The sequence below is a fragment of the Moraxella bovoculi 237 genome (genome assembly GCF_000696305.2).
Classification (GTDB): Bacteria; Pseudomonadota; Gammaproteobacteria; order Pseudomonadales; family Moraxellaceae; genus Moraxella; species Moraxella bovoculi.
This window is the reverse complement of record NZ_AOMT01000005.1, coordinates 305,510-321,800: the sequence shown is the minus strand read 5'-3', so window position 1 is coordinate 321,800 and position 16,291 is coordinate 305,510. Positions and strand designations below refer to the sequence as shown.

Sequence of the window (16,291 nt, the reverse complement as noted above, 5' to 3'; positions counted from 1 at the left end):
GAGTATATGATGACAAATGATAATAATCCAATCGATAACCACGACGAACTAAATGCTAAAGAGGCGCGTCGTCGCCGTGGTCCACGCCGCGATGGTAAAGGCAGTAATGCTCGTGCGAACGAAGAAGCGCTTGCCAATCAAGACATCATCGCTGTTGATGAAGCCGCTGAAAAAGCAGGTGGCGCCAAGCTGATTGGCAACCGTCGCATCCTGCCATTCATGAAGCTTGAGATCCCGATGGTTATCCTATCAGCGCTACTGGTGATTGCAAGTGTGGTCGCCATCGCAGTTAAGGGATTAAACCTTGGTCTTGATTTTACCGGTGGTGTGTCGGCTGACGTCTCTTATGGTCAGCCTGTTGAGCAGGCACAAGTTGCCAGTGCATTATCGCAGCAAGGCTTTAATGATGCTGTTGTACAGTATCTAGGTACGCGTAGTGAACTATTGGTTCGCCTACCACCTCAGGATACCCAAGACCCTGAAGGTCTTAGCCAAGCGCTAACCTCAGCATTAAACTTACCATCAAATCCTGCCAGTGTTGAGAACATTAACATCATTGGCAGTCAGGTAGGTAATGAAATTTATCTAAATTCATTACTTGCCATCGGTTTGGCGCTGTTGCTCATGATGGTCTATGTATCGCTCCGATTCCAGTTTAAGCTGGCTTTGGGTGCGGTACTGGCACTGTTTCATGACGTGATCGTGGTGTGTGGCTTGTTTGCTATTTTTGGTTGGCCATTTGACTTGACCGTGCTAGCGGCCGTTCTTGCGTTGATTGGTTATTCGGTGAACGACACGATCGTTGTCTATGACCGCATTCGCGAGAATTTCCGCCGTGTTCGTGGTTTGACGCCTTATCAAGTAGTTGACCTGTCACTGACCGAAACACTAAGACGTACTTTCATGACCACAGGAACCGTTTTCGTGGTGGTGCTTGCGCTCTTATTCTTGGGTGGTGATGGTCTGTTCTGGTTTGCACTGGCTCAGTTTGTCGGTACGATTGCAGGTACTTACTCTTCGATCTATGTTGCCAGCTCAATCCCGCTGCGCATGGGTTTGTCTCGAGAGGACTTTGTCGTACAGGTTAAGCCTGAATTTGAAGAAGAGGTGGTGGTATTCGCCGATCCCGAACTTCAAAATGCCAAAGACTAATCAAAAATCCCCAAATGCCATATTTGGGGATTTGTCTTTTTGGCGTATAATACTTTAAACAAATAATAAAAATTCAAATTAATACAATCATGCTTCGCCCAAGCCATTCATTTAACCAATTATCACAAAGAACCCAAGGCTATCTTCTGGTGCTACTTACCATGTGTGTATGGGGAAGTTTTAGCCTGCTATCACGAGTCACCGTGGCATGGCAAATCTCGCCTTGGGATGTGATCGCCATGCGCTTTGCCTTTTCTGCATTGATTCTACTGCCGGTCATCCACCATCAAAAAGACTGGCAATTCCTATGGTCGAGACGATCTGTTGTCCTAGCGCTAATGGGTGGTGCTGGGTATAGCTGTCTGGTTTATACCGCCTTTGCTCTTGCGCCTGTGGTTCACGGTGCTGTATTCTTAAATGGTATGATTCCTGTGGCGACTGCGCTGCTACTGTGGGCATTCTTTCGGGTTAAGCCGGATCACAACACCAAAATCGCACTTGGTATCATCATCATGACTTTATTGGCGATGACGACAATGATCATGACAGGCGCGTATCACTTCAATACCGGTGATGCGATTTTTGTGGCTTGTGCTTTTTGCTGGGCGGGCTTTAGCGTCCTACTTAGAGAATGGCAACTAACTCCATGGCAAGCGATGTGTAGTACGGTCTTTTGGTCGGCGATTATTTATTTGCCGATCTATGCATTTTTTATTGGATTTTCTTCGCCGAACGCAAGCATCATTCACCTAGGCATACAAGGCATCTTTCATAGCGTACTGGTGATGATTGTTGCCACAGTTACTTATGCCATGGCGGTCGCGCGATTGGGTGCTTTTCAGGCGGGCGGGCTATCGTCACTTGCGCCCTTTATGTCTGCCCTGCTCGCTGTACCACTGCTGGGTGAACCACTTAGCACGGTCATGGTGCTCGGTCTCATTGGCATGGGGCTTGGCACGGTACAGCCGTGGCGCTGGCTCAATCGTTCTTAATTTAAAAAACCATCTTAATCATAGGAGGCTATATGAACACTCTAAAAAACATCGCCATCTACTGCGGTTCAAACTTCGGGACGACACCCGATTATTACGAAGCGGCCAAGCAGATGGGCAAAACTCTGGCCTTCCAAGGCATGCACCTCATCTACGGCGGTGGTAAAGTAGGTCTGATGGGCACCATTGCAGATGCTACCCTAGCGCATGGCGGAACAGTGACGGGCGTGATTCCTACATTCTTAAAGCAAAAAGAAGTTGCTCATCTAGGATTAACCCAATTAATCGAGACACCTGACATGGCAACCAGAAAATACAAGATGATTGAGCTTGCTGATGGATTCATCGCCATGGCAGGTGGTATTGGCACCTTGGAGGAGCTTTATGAAGTGCTGTCATTGCTACAGCTACGTCAGCACGCCAAACCAATCGGCATTCTTAACACCAAAGGATTTTTTACACCGTTCTTAGAGACACTGCAGCGATGCGCAGATGAAGGCTTCATGCCGCAGTCGAACATGGATCTGATCTGTGTATCTGATGATCCTGCAGAATTATTAAAGCAAATGGCAAACTTTGAATTTAAAGATGCGCCCAAATGGGTACGCCCAAGTTGGCTGGGCGAACAAGACATTCCAACTTGGTAATTCTTGATGAAATATTTGCTAAAAATTGAGCATTTTTTGATGAAATCATCAAAATTCATACAAAAAACACTTGCAATAAAATAAAACGAATGTACACTATATTCAATCTGTTTTTTTGCGTGTTTGTTGGCGCATTTTGAACAATTTTTAGCAAGTTAAATGACGCACTCCCAGTTTTACGCTAGGCGTTTTTGAAAAAATTTGTTACAATAAACGGTGTTATTTAACTTTTTAATTTCAACCCATTGTTAAAAGGTGATGGCTATGGACATCAAAAAAATTCGTGAACTCATTGATTTAATGGAAGAAAAAGATCTGGTCAATCTTGAATACGGTCATGATGATAACTACGTGAATCTAACCCGTAACGTCGCTGTACAGACCATCGCCGCACCTGTCGCAACCACAGCCGCACCTGCTGTACCTTCAGCGGCCACCGCACCAAAGGCACCGAGCGGCAAAGTTGAAACCTCGCCAATGGTGGGTGTATTCTATTCAGCACCCAGCCCAAATGATCCTCCGTTCGTTAAAGTCGGTCAGAAAGTCCAGGCAGGCGACCAGCTAGGTATCATCGAAGCGATGAAAATCATGAACCCATTAGAAGCCACCCAAAGCGGCATCATCGAAGAGATTCTGGTAAATAATGCCGACGTGGTACAATTCGGTCAGCCTGTCATCCGCTACAAAGCGTAGGTGAATCATGATTAAAAAACTATTGATTGCAAACCGTGGTGAGATCGCCCTGCGCATCGTACGTGCCTGTAAGCAGCTGGGCATCTCTACTGTGGGCGTGTACTCGACAGCCGATAAAGATCTCATGCACCTGCGATTCGTAGATGAAGCGGTATGCATCGGTAACGCCCCTTCTTCTCAAAGTTATCTTGACGTGAATGCCATCCTATCAGCTGCTGAAGTGACTGGCGCGGATGCGATTCACCCTGGTTATGGTTTTTTGTCGGAGAATGCTGACTTTGCTGAGAAAGTAGAAGAAGCGGGCCTGACCTTCGTGGGTCCTCATGCTGATCACATTCGCCTAATGGGTAACAAAGTATCAGCCATTAACGCCATGAAAAAAGCGGGCGTGCCGACTGTGCCAGGCTCTGTTGGCGCAATCACTCTACACAACGCCGAAGAGCAGGCTAAGAACATCGGCTTTCCGCTGATCGTAAAAGCAGCAGCTGGCGGTGGTGGTCGTGGCATGCGTGTGGTAGAACGCTTCGAAGAACTCATCAACCAAGTACAAGCTGCCAAGGCAGAGGCTGAAAGCGCCTTTGGTGATGATACCGTATATATGGAGCGATTCTTAAAGAACCCTCGCCATGTCGAGGTTCAGGTACTTGGCGATGGCAATGGTAATGCCCTACACCTGTTCGATCGTGACTGCTCGCTACAGCGGCGCCACCAAAAAGTGCTAGAAGAAGCGCCAGCACCTGGCATACCTGATGACATCAGACAGCCAATTCTAGATGCGTGCGTGCGCGCTTGTGAGCAGATTAAGTATCGCGGTGCGGGCACCTTTGAGTTTCTATATGAAGACGGTCAATTCTTCTTTATTGAGATGAATACACGTGTTCAGGTAGAACACCCTGTTACTGAGATGATTACAGGCATTGACATCATCGTTGAGCAATTAAAAATCGCCGCAGGTTATGGACTGTCTTATCATCAAGACGAGATCACCATCCGCGGTCATGCTATCGAATGCCGTATCAATGCGGAAGATCCTAAGACTTTCATGCCCTGCCCTGGCAAGATCGAAAATCTGTTCGCACCAAGCGGTTCTGGCGTACGCTTTGATAGTCATCTGTATCAAGGGTATAACATCCCTAGCTACTATGACTCAATGATTGGTAAGCTGATCTGCCATGCGCAAACACGCAGTCAAGCCGTTGCAAAGACATTGCACGCATTGGATGAGCTGATCATCGAAGGCATCAAGACCAACATTCCACTACATCGCGATGTTATTCTTCAAGATGAGAATTTTGTTAATGAAGCACAAAACATTCATTATCTAGAAAATCATCTGCTAAAGCCACAAGACAGCAAATAATCAAATAAGGGTGCGACCGGCACCCTTATTTATTTGTCAAGTTACAACGAATTAACCTTCGATCAAAACCACTTTTTTGATAAAGATAAAGCGCCAGAGCTGACGTCTTTTCGCTATAAGATGTTGCTGGCGAATATTACGCCTTGCCAAGCGAGTAGCTCTTAGCTTGGCGGGATGTGGTCGTTGTCTGCGTCGATTAATGATCTTCCTGCGCATCTTCTGCCCCCATTAGCAACTGTAGCATGATTTGGCGATATTTATCATCGCTGGACTTTAGGCGTTCAATGAATTCGTTACCATACTCAAACACGTTTACGCTATTTTGAGCATTTGGCACACGCAGATGACTTGGCAGACGATCAAAGTCATGGCTGGCCTTAGGATTGATGGTCGTAAATACATCCACAAACATCGGCTCTTTGGCAGAGATCACATCTTTAGCGAGCTGACCTTGTTTGATTTGCTTAGTCAGATAATGACGATAATGTATCCAGTTGATCTGACCTGATTTGATGCCGTAATGCCAAACGGGCGCATATGAAGACACCTCGCTTTCTTCAGCTGCTGACCCTGACTGATTTAGATTGTCATAATAGCCGTCAATTTGAACTCTTAGAATGCTTAGTAGCAAGCCCATGAATTTTTCGCTGCTGAATTTTAGCTTATCAGTAGTGTCTGTTTCATCCTGGCTCTGACCGATGGGTGCGCTCACATTGATGCTGCTTTCACCATCAATCAAGTCGTACTCATGATAAGTCGGTTCATTCTGAAGCTGCGGGTATTTGGCAGTGATATCATTATACAATGTGTCAGCGAAGATATAGCGGCTATAGGCTCGTGCCTTGGCAGTTGGTGCATTTTGAATGATGCGCGTACTGTCGTTGATGCGAGATTTCACTGTGTCATTGACATTCTCTTCAAAGAACGGCAAGTCGTATAGCGCCTGCGCAGAGACTTGCTTGATGGATGCATCATCTAGGCTTTGGAAGCTTTCTTTCTTGGCGTTAAGGTAGGCGCGGATGAATTCTTTGGCAAAGCCCTCAGGCAGGCTACCGTCATTTAGCGGGATGGCAAGCCATTTATTATGCCATTTATCGCCAAGATTCTTGTCAGCCAGATTACTGTTCGCCAACGCGAAATTGTCCGCCCACAGGTAAATGATTCCTGCTTTTAGATCAACGTAAATCGGCTGATTCATGGCGATATTGAGATTCTTAGAATGATATTCAACACTTGGCAAAGCAGTGATTATGCCAGATAGCGGCTGATAGCGCCCCACAATCGTAGCCTTGGTGGGCTTGATGAGATATTCGTTCAACAGCTTGGCTTTCTTGACATCAAGTGCGGTGTGATTGCCGTCATGCTTAGCAGAATTGACTTCTTGGAATTTTAGCTTTTGGCTTTCTGCATGAGCAGAGATGGCAGTGGTAAGTACCTCTCTCATCTCTTCAGGAGTTAAGTCTTTAGACTGTTGATAAAACTCTTCAAAATCAAAGCTCTCGTAAGCATCCACGCCATATTGATCACTTACACATGATAGATAGCGCTTTTTAATGGCTTGTTTTTGATCATCTAAATCGTCAGACGGTTCTGATTTTAATAGCGCAATGTACGCTTCTTCGTGTTCATTTTCGCACACTCTCATCATGTTGTCAGCGGCAGATAGCTGCTCAGGCGTGGCATTCGCCAATGCATCACGGCGAATATGATTGGAGGCGTAGACCGTCGTTTGATAATCAAAAGATGAGCGCAGCTGAGATTGAATTGCTTGTCTTAATGCTGATTTGGCATCTGGCGCGGTGGGCATTTTGGATTCTTCAGGGGTTAGCGCACTTTGTCCTGTTGTGGTGCAAGCTGATAAGGCAAGCGACACAGCGATCGCAAAGGGTGTAAATTTCATTAAAGTCATCATATGTCCTTATTATTTAGTCTTGGCTATATTGCGCAGCGGCAGTAGCTGCTTGAGCTGCGTTGGTTGCGCCTTCATCATCATAAAGATCATCATCGCCGTACTCATCATATGATTCTTCATAAGACAGTCGCTCTTCTAATGCCTGTTTTTTAAGTTTGGCTTCTTGACTGATGTCTGACAGCCAAACCGTACCATCAAATTCTTCTGCTGTGCTAAAGCTATTCGCAAATTTGTCATTCAATGGATGCTCAAATGGCATGTTAGAATAACGCACCTGACCCACAGTCTCAACGCGAATCTGCTGCATCGCATCATCAAATCTACCAATCACTTGCATGCCAACGATTTTGCCTTGGCGATTCAGGTAAAAATAATTCGCCTGATGAAAGTCCACGGGTAAAACACCTTCAATGATCTGCATCAGACCGCCCAGATCACGCGTGTGATAGCCGTCATTGATGATCGCCAAGTCGTCAATGGCGCGCTTGATGTTATCGCCTTTGTCGCCCTGTTCGTACACTTCAGGATGTGCATCAACGTATGATTTTAAGGCTTTGCCAATGTGCTTGATGATTACACCCATGAACTGACCCGTTCCATACGCGTCAAAATTCACCTTAATAGCGCGACTCGCTCCAATATCTTTGGCAAATTTATCATCGCTGATGTCAATAGCGGTAAATTGATCGCCATCAAGCTCATTAAAGGCATTTAGAACGCCTTTTTGGGTCGCATCATAGATCACCGTCATCGGCAGTTGATTATGCAGATCATTTGGTAGTGTAAAGGTTATCTCTTGATCAGGCAGTTCATTGGGTAAGGGTGCATGTTTTGGGGTGAGCATGGCGATGACCGGCAATAGTGCAGCGACATCTGCCTTGGCTTTTGAATGTTCGAAGTCTAACAGAACAGGCAACTGAATCGACTGCTCGGCGGTGGGAGAGTAGTAATCCATCGAATACAGCATCTTGCTTTGGCGCTGCTGCGGACGATGGTGACTAAGTATGGTCAGCGCTGTGTTATTATAACGATACAGATTCTGAGCGAGCACCTGCTCAGGTGATACTTTCATATGATTTAGCATGCTGCCTAATACACTACCAAAAATGTTCGGCATCTGACCCGCCGGCAGGCGAGGTTTTCTTCCTTCTTGTTGTGCAGCTTTCATACTCTTATAGGCATCGAACCATGATGAGATGCGAGATTGTGGTTCGTAATCATCATAGCTGCCATAACCATGCACGGCTGAATACTGCTCTGACGTGCGGACAGATACTTCTGATAGCTCATTAATCGGCTCAGGGTTGTAATCCTTATCGGTATTATCCTTAATGGAGCCATCAACACAATTGATATAGCTGATGTAATTATCAGCGAACTCTTCTTTGTTTTTATCGTATGATTTACCACGCGCGAATAGCTTTTGCACTCCTGCCTGATGTGTCAATGCGCACTCTTTTCGAGCAGCGATTAATTTCAAATCTTGTTCAGAAGTCTGATTCAGATAATCCCATGGCTCAAGCGCGCGATTAAAATTATCCACTTCATTGCACACAAAATAATCCATGTACACCAAATTATAATAAGCATAGCTGTCGTCATCGTAAGATTTGGTTTGGCGATTTGGTGCAAGAACTTGGCGAACGCCTTTGTCGAAATTCAGCGCGCAGCCACGGAAATGCGCCACATCGGAACTGATATAACCAGAGCCTGATAACAACTTCTCATCTTCAACGGACTGGTTAAATACTTTTTGACAATCACTGATGGCTTTTAGTTGGCCTTTTACCGCTTGCTTGCTTATGCTAATATTTGGCTCATCTCGTACCAAATCATCAATTTCATATGAAGCTAAGGCAATGCAGCTATGGAACCCGCTAATCGCACTGTTCGCCAGACTACGCTTGGTATGATAATCGCCTTCAAACACCAAACCTTCGCCTCGTGTTACGGTGCTATCAGGTGTGCGACCCAGCTGCTCATCATCATAGCGCAGATAAGGCAGCTCGGACAAGCTATCATCCATGCTATCACTATCAGCGTAAATATAATCCGTGCTTGAGCGATAATAATCTGGCTCGTAGCCTTGAATGTCCTGATTGGTCTTGTGTTCGTAGGTCTTAATCGCGCTGGCGAGCAAAGTATCTGCCGAAGCATCGACACCATCAGGGTTGCCGATGCTTACTGCCTTATAGTGATACGTGCCTAACGTATGTCTTTCTGATGATAAATGCGCCGCCAGTGCTTCGGTCAGCATTGCCTTGTTACGCACGATGGGCGATGATACCTGATCACTAAATAATGCACGGGCATCAGCAGCATGACTGCTCGCCAAATTGGCTTGTGCCATATTGGCGGCATTTGAATCGCTGAACGTACTGGTATTTTGACAAGCGACCAGCATCGCTGCACCTACCAATAGCACGCAAGGCTTCAATAAAGTCTTAAATCGACCACTTGATTGGCTTATTTTCATCGTTATTCCCTAATCTTCATCAAAAATGATACTCAATTATACTAAAATATGACGTAAATGCGACAATTTTTTAAACGATTGAGATAAAAATTTCACAGTTATTAGCAACAAAAAAGACCTTAGGCAATCAAGGTCTTTTTAGATTTATTTGTCAAAATAAGCAATGAGCATTTCGAGGCATTTTTTTGCTTTGGTGGGCATCTGCTCTTTGGCGACAGTAGATGCGCCTAAGGTCAGTGTTGGCAGCTGATAATCAGCAAGCACTGGCACCAATTTACCCGACTCGATGAGTGCCTTAGCATTCAATTCGCTTGACTTAACGATGCCATAACCCGCTGCTGCCAAATCAAGCGCGATGGCTTGATTGTTGCTCATCAAGCGTGACGAGACACGGATGCTAAATTTATCCTCGCCTTTTTGAAATTCTAGATTTTCGTTTTGTTTGTCGCCATGGGTGATGAAGACGTGTGATGACAGGTCTTTTGGTGCGCCGATGGCATCATGCACATCTAGATAGCTTGGCGATGCAAGCAACAACTGCTTGACTTTAGTCAGTGTTACACCTTGCGGATTTTCTTCTAACACAACCGCCAAATCAATGCGATCTTCAATCATGTCAAGCTCTTCGCCGCGTGCGATCAAATTCAAAGACAGGTTCTCATGCTCGTCAAGCCACGTACTCAGCGCAGAAATCAGATATTCGCGCGCAATCTCTGGCGATGTTGCGATACGAAGACTGCCTGCAATCTCATCCTTTAATTGACTAACGCTGTCGCGCCCTTGCTCAACCGCTTTTACCATCTGCAAGGCAGCGGTATAAAGGCTTTCACCTGCTTCGCTCAAGCTTAGTTTTCGCGTTGAGCGATGTAGTAGCGCCACGCCCAAATCCAATTCAAGAGAGCGGATCTGCTGACTGACAGCACTTGTTGTAATACCCAATTCTTTGGCAGCACCACTAAAAGACCCATGCCGCACCACGCTGGCAAAAACTGCCATACCACGCAAATTATCTAACATACTCGACCTTCAAAGTTATTCCAAATCCATCAGGGCAGGCTGGCTTTTATGATGCTGTTTTGGTTATCTGCCAAAATCTCTATACGCTTACCTTAATTTCCCCGTTACACAAACCAGTCAAATGTATATTATAACAGAGATTATGTGCAATTAGTAAACAATTTATACATATTTTTTGCATAAATCGAAACAAATCCACGTATTTTGTAAGGATTTAGTAATAATTTTCACGTATTAGGTCAAACAGCCGTCAATTTTTTTATAATTATTTATTAAAATCAATAATTTAAATATATTAAATATTAATCATCTAAGGTTAATTTCGTTCCTGATAGGATGCGCGTATCTTCTCCGTGGTCATCAATGAATCCTTGCTGCCATAAGGTCTGTACCACAGGACTTTGGATGATTTGATTTTGAGCATCTATCATCACCTGAGCATCGCGCTTTTTTTGTAATTGGTACGGAATGTCTGCTTTTTCTGCAATATCCAACAATGGCAAGTCGTCTTGAAGCTGCATGTTCGGTAGTCGCTCGGTGATTTTGGCTTTGGCAGAGTTAAAGCTAACGTCCACCTGCGAGTTATGGCTGTCCACATGCAGCGTGCTTTTGCCATCTATTTCCCCCACCATGCGACTGCTGTGCAAGAGCGCCAACTCGTCATTGTTGAACAGATGCTCTTGACGCGCCAATGCCAGCCAATAATCCCATTTTTGTGCCGTCCACTCGCCTGATAGCTCAACCTGAGGTGCGATCAGTTTGGCTTTTAAGGCTCGCTTTGGGTTAGTGGCTAAGTTTGTTTGGTTGTCAGTTAAAAGCGTTTGAGAAATCAGCTCATCTTGTTGATTGATTGCATCATTGGTCTCAATAGGATTTGCAGGTGATGACTCTAAAGCCGTCTTCTCTTGGATGTCGATTTGATCGTTGACGATATGACCACCAACATCATCTGATGGTTCTTTGTATCCAATCGTATCATTAGAGGCAAATTCAGCGGATGGTTCAGCCTCAACTGTCTTAGCATCGCTTTGTTTATCATCATAAGTCAGCTTTTTAGAAGCTGGATCATGCAAGTTTAGTTCAATTGATTCTTCTTGATGAAGTTCATCTAATGACAGGTCATTGTCATGGGCTACTGCATTAATCTCGTTATCAATCTTAAGATCATCAGTCTGTAATAGATTTTCACCATTCGTATCATCACCATGAGTGACACCTGTAGAAGAATGATCATTGTGAGATTGATTACCATCAGGCGATTCTACATCTTTAATGTCAGAGCCAACTACTGGTGCGCCCTCAATGTTTAATACTTCATTCGTCAAAAGCGGACGAAACGCAAGCAATCGCAAAATTCCCATCTCAAGTGCCTGCATCGGTGTGGTCGCCAGGCGCACGCTGTCACGCGATTTGATGGCGATCTCATAATACAGCTGCAACACATCAGCAGGTATCTGCGCAGATAGCTGGGTGAAGGCTTGTTTTTGTGTATCATTCTTATCAAGTGGCACCGGCAAGAACTGCATCATGGCAAGTTCATGCAGGCTATCAACCAGTCTATCAAGTACCGCGACCGCATCCACCATCTGAGTGCGTAGTCTTGAGATATGATTTGCCACGCTACTTCGATTATCCAGATAAATATCCCGTATCAGGTTAAGCACATCTAGCCCATCCACAAGCCCCAGCATACTGACCACAGTCTCGTCATTCAGGCTGCCACCGCCAAAAGCAATGGCTTGGTCAGTTAATGACAGTGCGTCACGCACCGAGCCTTTGGCGGATTGTGCCAACTGCCAAACAGCATTATAACTATAGCTGATGTTTTCATTTTGAAGTATTTTACTTAGATGCTCATGCAAAAGCTCTTGCGACATCGGACGAAGCACGAACTGTAGACAACGCGATATGATCGTAATAGGGAGCTTTTGGGGGTCGGTGGTCGCTAGGATAAATTTGACATGCTCAGGGGGTTCTTCTAGTGTTTTTAACAGAGCATTAAACGAGTGTGTGGAGAGCATATGCACCTCGTCAATGAGATACACCTTGTACCGACCTTGGGTGGGAGCGTAAGGGACATTCTCTAACAGATCCCGAGTGTCTTCTACCTTGGTGCGACTTGCCGCGTCAATCTCAATCAGGTCAATAAACCGCCCATTATCTACGCTCACGCAGGTGTCACACACACCGCAGGGCGTGCTGGTGATGCCTGTTTCGCAGTTTAGGCACTTTGCCAAAATCCGTGCAATGGTCGTCTTACCCACGCCACGAGTACCTGTAAACAGATAAGCATGGTGCAATCGCCCTGTATCAATGGCGTGCGATAGGGCTTGGGAGACGTGGGTTTGCCCCAATAATTCACTAAAATTTTTGGGGCGGTATTTGCGTGCTAAGACTTGATAATCAGACATGACGGTTTTAGTAATAAAGTATTAGGCAATTATACACTAAAAAACAACTGCTCTAAACCCAAAACCGATATTCAACAAACAAAAACAACCAATAAAAATCCAATAAAAAAGCAGGTATACCACCTGCTTTTTTAATTACTAGATTAACCTTTGTGTCTCATGTGCGGAAATAAAATCACATCACGAATGCTTGGTGCATTGGCAAAGAGCATCACCAGACGGTCAATACCAATGCCCTGCCCTGCGGTTGGCGGTAAGCCGTATTCTAAGGCTTCGATAAAGTCGGCATCATAGTGCATCGCTTCGTCATCGCCTGCATCTTTTTCAGCAACTTGCTGGCGGAAACGCTCGGCTTGGTCAATGGGGTCGTTGAGCTCACTAAACCCATTGGCAAGCTCACGCCCACCGATAAACATCTCAAAACGGTCGGTAACGTGTGGATTGTTATCATTACGGCGGGCCAGTGGCGACGTTTCGGCAGGGTATTCGGTGATAAAAGTCGGCTGGCGAAGTTTGGTTTCTACCGTCTCTTCAAAGACAATCGTCTGTAATTTACCCAAACCAAAAGACGGCTTAACTTCTTCTTTTAATTCATTTTTGACAAAATTCGCTAAAAATTCACGGTCATTGACATTGTCGGCGGTAAAGGTTGGGTTATGTTCCAAAATCGCATCAAACATCGTGATTTTTTTGAATGGGCCTTTAAAGCTGAACACTTCATCGCCATAAGGCAGATCGGTCGTACCCAAAATATCAGTTGCTAATTTTTCAAGCATACGCTCAGTTAAGCTCATCAAATCCTTATAATCAGCATAGGCTTGATAAAACTCAATCATCGTAAATTCAGGGTTGTGGCGAGTGGATACGCCTTCGTTACGAAAGTTGCGGTTAATCTCAAACACACGGTCAAATCCACCGACAACAAGGCGTTTTAGGTACAGCTCAGGCGCGATACGCAAAAACAGCTCCATATCAAGGGCATTGTGGTGCGTTACAAACGGACGAGCAGACGCACCGCCAGGGATAACGTGCATCATCGGCGTTTCTACTTCCATAAAACGCTCGCCCACCAAAAACGCCCGAATGCCCGCCACAACTTTGGCACGGATTTCAAAGGTTTTTCGGGTGTCTTCGTTTACCATTAAATCTAAATAACGCTGACGATATTTAACCTCGGTGTCGGTTAAGCCGTGAAATTTGTCAGGTAAGGGGCGTAACGACTTGGTTAAAAGTTCAAAATCTTCTAGATGAATGTATAAATCACCCTTGCCCGAACGCCCAATATAACCGCTCGCTCCGACAATATCGCCCAAATCTAAGGATTTAATCAGCTCCAAGGTCTCGGCAGGTAGCCCTTTTCTATCCACATACAACTGAATACGCCCTGTCATGTCGCTAATCACGATAAACGAGCCACGGTTTAGCATGACACGCCCAGCGACTTTGGCACAAGTCTTATTGCCCGCTTCTGCGTCCGCTTCTAAGGTTGCTTTATCGACATTGGCAAATTTGTCTTGCAAATCGGCACAATAGTCGGCAGGTTTAAAGGTGTTTGGATAAGCGGTTTTGCCTTGCTCGCTTGCCTTTTGTTTTAATATATCTAGCTTTTCAAGACGTTGGCGAATGAGTTCGTTGGTGTCGATAAGTTCGGTTTGAGGTTGGTTATTTGACATAATTACGCCTTAGAACATTACATTAAATTTTAAATTTGGTTAACTATTGCTTCTGATACTGATTTACTTCCAAGCCAACGCTTTAAATCCCAATCAATCAGCCTAGCACGATCAAGAGATTTAATCCACACACAGTGTCAGCACCTGCCCGCTCTCGATAAAGCTGCGACAGCCAAACGGATTGTTATCCACTTTACATACGCCTATGATTGCCTTGGTTAGCTTGAGCCCATTATTCGATTTTGGCTCACATCTCCCACTTTGGCAATCATCGCCTTTGGTGCACATTTCACCTGCATCGGGATAAGTGATGATGCATTTATCAAATTGTAGCATACCCACCTTCTTCACCTTGCCACCTTGTTTTTGACATTCGTCAATCTCGGCAGGGCTTGCGTTTTTGGATTGAAATTTTACTTCTTTGGGTGTGATTTTCTCATTTTCTATATTGGGTGAGTGGGCACAGCCTAATATGGAAAACGCCAATATCATCACAAGTTTCAATCTCATTATATTGGTCTCACGATTTTTTGATGGTTAAATCCACCAATTTCATCACAACTGGTCTTAGTATCGCCACACAAACAAAAGCAATGGGGAAAGGCAATCAAATACGCGCCAATCACACGTGTAAAATACTTACCACCAAAGCCAGTATTCACCACAGCCGACACCGCCGACATCAAGAATGCCATGATGCCAGACATATGAACGCAAAGACAATTGGCGTAAATTTGGCAGGAATAAAACCTTTCATGCTGTACACTCTTAGTTATTCACCACCAACGCTAGCCATTAGGTCAGCTTGGTGTTCACGCAAGAGTGCATCCAATAATTCCCCCAAATCGCCCTCCATAATGGCATCTAACTTATAAAGCGTCAGATTGATGCGGTGGTCGGTCATGCGTCCTTGCGGGAAATTATAGGTGCGGATACGCTCGGAGCGGTCGCCTGAACCCACCAAATTTCGTCTCATGTCGCTTGTGGCATCAAGCTGGGCTTGGACTTTGGCTTGTTGGATTTTGGCGACAAGCATTTTCATCGCCTTGTCTTTGTTGGCGTGCTGTGAGCGTTCTTGTTGGCATTCGGCAACCACGCCTGTGGGAATGTGAGTGATTCGCACGGCAGAATCAGTGGTATTGACGTGCTGACCGCCAGCCCCGCTTGAGCGATAGGTGTCAATGCGTAGGTCAGCAGGATTAATCTCAACCGTATCATCAAGCTCAATCTCAGGCATAATCGCAACCGTACAAGCGGACGTATGTACACGTCCCTGTGACTCGGTGGCTGGTACACGCTGAACCCGATGAGCCCCACTTTCAAATTTAAGCCGTCCATACACGCCCACGCCCGACACTCGGGTGATGATTTCCTTATAGCCACCATGCTCGCCTTCGTTAGCAGATAAGACTTCCACCTGCCAACCTTGACTTTGGGCATATTTTTGGTACATACGGAACAAATCGCCACTAAATATCGCCGCTTCATCACCCCCTGTCCCTGCTCGAATCTCCAAAAAGGCGGTCGCCTTGTCGTTGGGATCCTTGGGCAGCATTAGGACATTTAGCACATCGCCCAGACGCTCAATCTCAGCTTTGGCAGCATCAATCTCTTCTTCTGCCATCTCTTTCATGTCAGGGTCGGACAGCATTTCATTAGCAGTTGCTAGGTCTTCTTCAGCCTGGCAAAACTTTCCCCAAGCGTCCACAAGCTCGGACAAATCGCTATGCTCAACCGACAAAGCACGGAACTTCTTACTGTCGCTGATCGTGTCAGGGTCAGACAATAAGGCGGTCACTTCTTCAAATCTGTCCGCCATTTGGTCTAGGCGGTGGCGTAGGCTCTCTTTCATGGTATTTATAAGCTAATTTTAAACGGGTTATTTTGCCATATTTTGACGGTTTTTGCATTAAATTTTTGGTATAATCCACCCAATCTTTTTTAAAATTTAAACCTAC

The 16,291-nt window shown here is 45.4% G+C and carries 13 protein-coding genes; 5 read left to right on the top strand and 8 right to left on the bottom strand.

The window, feature by feature from the left end; all coding sequences use genetic code 11:
• Positions 1–9: 9 nt before the first annotated feature.
• The 5 genes from secF to accC all read left to right on the top strand — a co-directional run bounded on the left by secF (position 10) and on the right by accC (position 4,844).
• Positions 10–1,152, top strand: a complete 1,143-nt coding sequence (secF, locus tag MBO_RS01870; RefSeq protein WP_036362601.1) for a protein translocase subunit SecF — start codon at positions 10–12, stop codon at positions 1,150–1,152.
• An 89-nt stretch (positions 1,153–1,241) separates the two neighbouring features.
• Positions 1,242–2,144: a DMT family transporter gene (locus MBO_RS01865; RefSeq protein ID WP_036362598.1), complete on the top strand. Its 903-nt coding sequence runs from the start codon at positions 1,242–1,244 to the stop codon at positions 2,142–2,144.
• Positions 2,145–2,176: 32 nt separating this feature from the next.
• Complete coding sequence (locus MBO_RS01860; protein ID WP_036362594.1) at positions 2,177–2,791, top strand: LOG family protein; 615 nt, start codon at positions 2,177–2,179, stop codon at positions 2,789–2,791.
• A gap of 264 nt (positions 2,792–3,055) precedes the next feature.
• Positions 3,056–3,484 carry an acetyl-CoA carboxylase biotin carboxyl carrier protein gene (gene accB, locus MBO_RS01855; protein ID WP_036362592.1) on the top strand — a complete coding sequence of 143 codons (429 nt, stop codon included), beginning with the start codon at positions 3,056–3,058 and terminating at the stop codon, positions 3,482–3,484.
• Between the two features lie 7 nt (positions 3,485–3,491).
• Positions 3,492–4,844, top strand: coding sequence for an acetyl-CoA carboxylase biotin carboxylase subunit (accC, locus tag MBO_RS01850; RefSeq protein ID WP_036362582.1), 1,353 nt, complete (start codon positions 3,492–3,494; stop codon positions 4,842–4,844).
• A 196-nt stretch (positions 4,845–5,040) separates the two neighbouring features.
• On the opposite strand, the gene MBO_RS01845 is transcribed toward accC, so the two are convergent.
• From MBO_RS01845 to prfA, 8 genes are all read right to left on the bottom strand, one after another.
• Positions 5,041–6,753, bottom strand: coding sequence for a hypothetical protein (locus tag MBO_RS01845; protein WP_036362579.1), 1,713 nt, complete (start codon positions 6,751–6,753; stop codon positions 5,041–5,043).
• 16 nt (positions 6,754–6,769) lie between these two features.
• Positions 6,770–9,232, bottom strand: a complete 2,463-nt coding sequence (locus MBO_RS01840; protein WP_036362576.1) for a hypothetical protein — start codon at positions 9,230–9,232, stop codon at positions 6,770–6,772.
• A gap of 144 nt (positions 9,233–9,376) precedes the next feature.
• A complete protein-coding gene (locus tag MBO_RS01835) occupies positions 9,377–10,249 on the bottom strand; it encodes a LysR family transcriptional regulator (RefSeq protein WP_036362575.1) in 873 nt (290 codons plus the stop codon).
• Positions 10,250–10,551: 302 nt separating this feature from the next.
• A complete protein-coding gene (gene dnaX / locus MBO_RS01830) occupies positions 10,552–12,660 on the bottom strand; it encodes a DNA polymerase III subunit gamma/tau (RefSeq protein WP_036362573.1) in 2,109 nt (702 codons plus the stop codon).
• A 143-nt stretch (positions 12,661–12,803) separates the two neighbouring features.
• Positions 12,804–14,333, bottom strand: coding sequence for a lysine--tRNA ligase (gene lysS, locus MBO_RS01825; RefSeq protein ID WP_036362571.1), 1,530 nt, complete (start codon positions 14,331–14,333; stop codon positions 12,804–12,806).
• 120 nt (positions 14,334–14,453) lie between these two features.
• Positions 14,454–14,843, bottom strand: a complete 390-nt coding sequence (locus MBO_RS01820; RefSeq protein WP_052585231.1) for a hypothetical protein — start codon at positions 14,841–14,843, stop codon at positions 14,454–14,456.
• The gene (locus tag MBO_RS01815) at positions 14,843–15,040 is read right to left on the bottom strand and encodes a DUF2798 domain-containing protein (RefSeq protein ID WP_052585230.1); all 198 of its coding nucleotides are present in this window, start codon (positions 15,038–15,040) and stop codon (positions 14,843–14,845) included. Before MBO_RS01815 ends, MBO_RS01820 begins: the two co-directional genes overlap by 1 nt.
• Before the next feature lie 65 nt (positions 15,041–15,105).
• Positions 15,106–16,185, bottom strand: a complete 1,080-nt coding sequence (prfA, locus tag MBO_RS01810) for a peptide chain release factor 1 (RefSeq protein WP_036362569.1) — start codon at positions 16,183–16,185, stop codon at positions 15,106–15,108.
• Between the last annotated feature and the right edge of the window lie 106 nt (positions 16,186–16,291).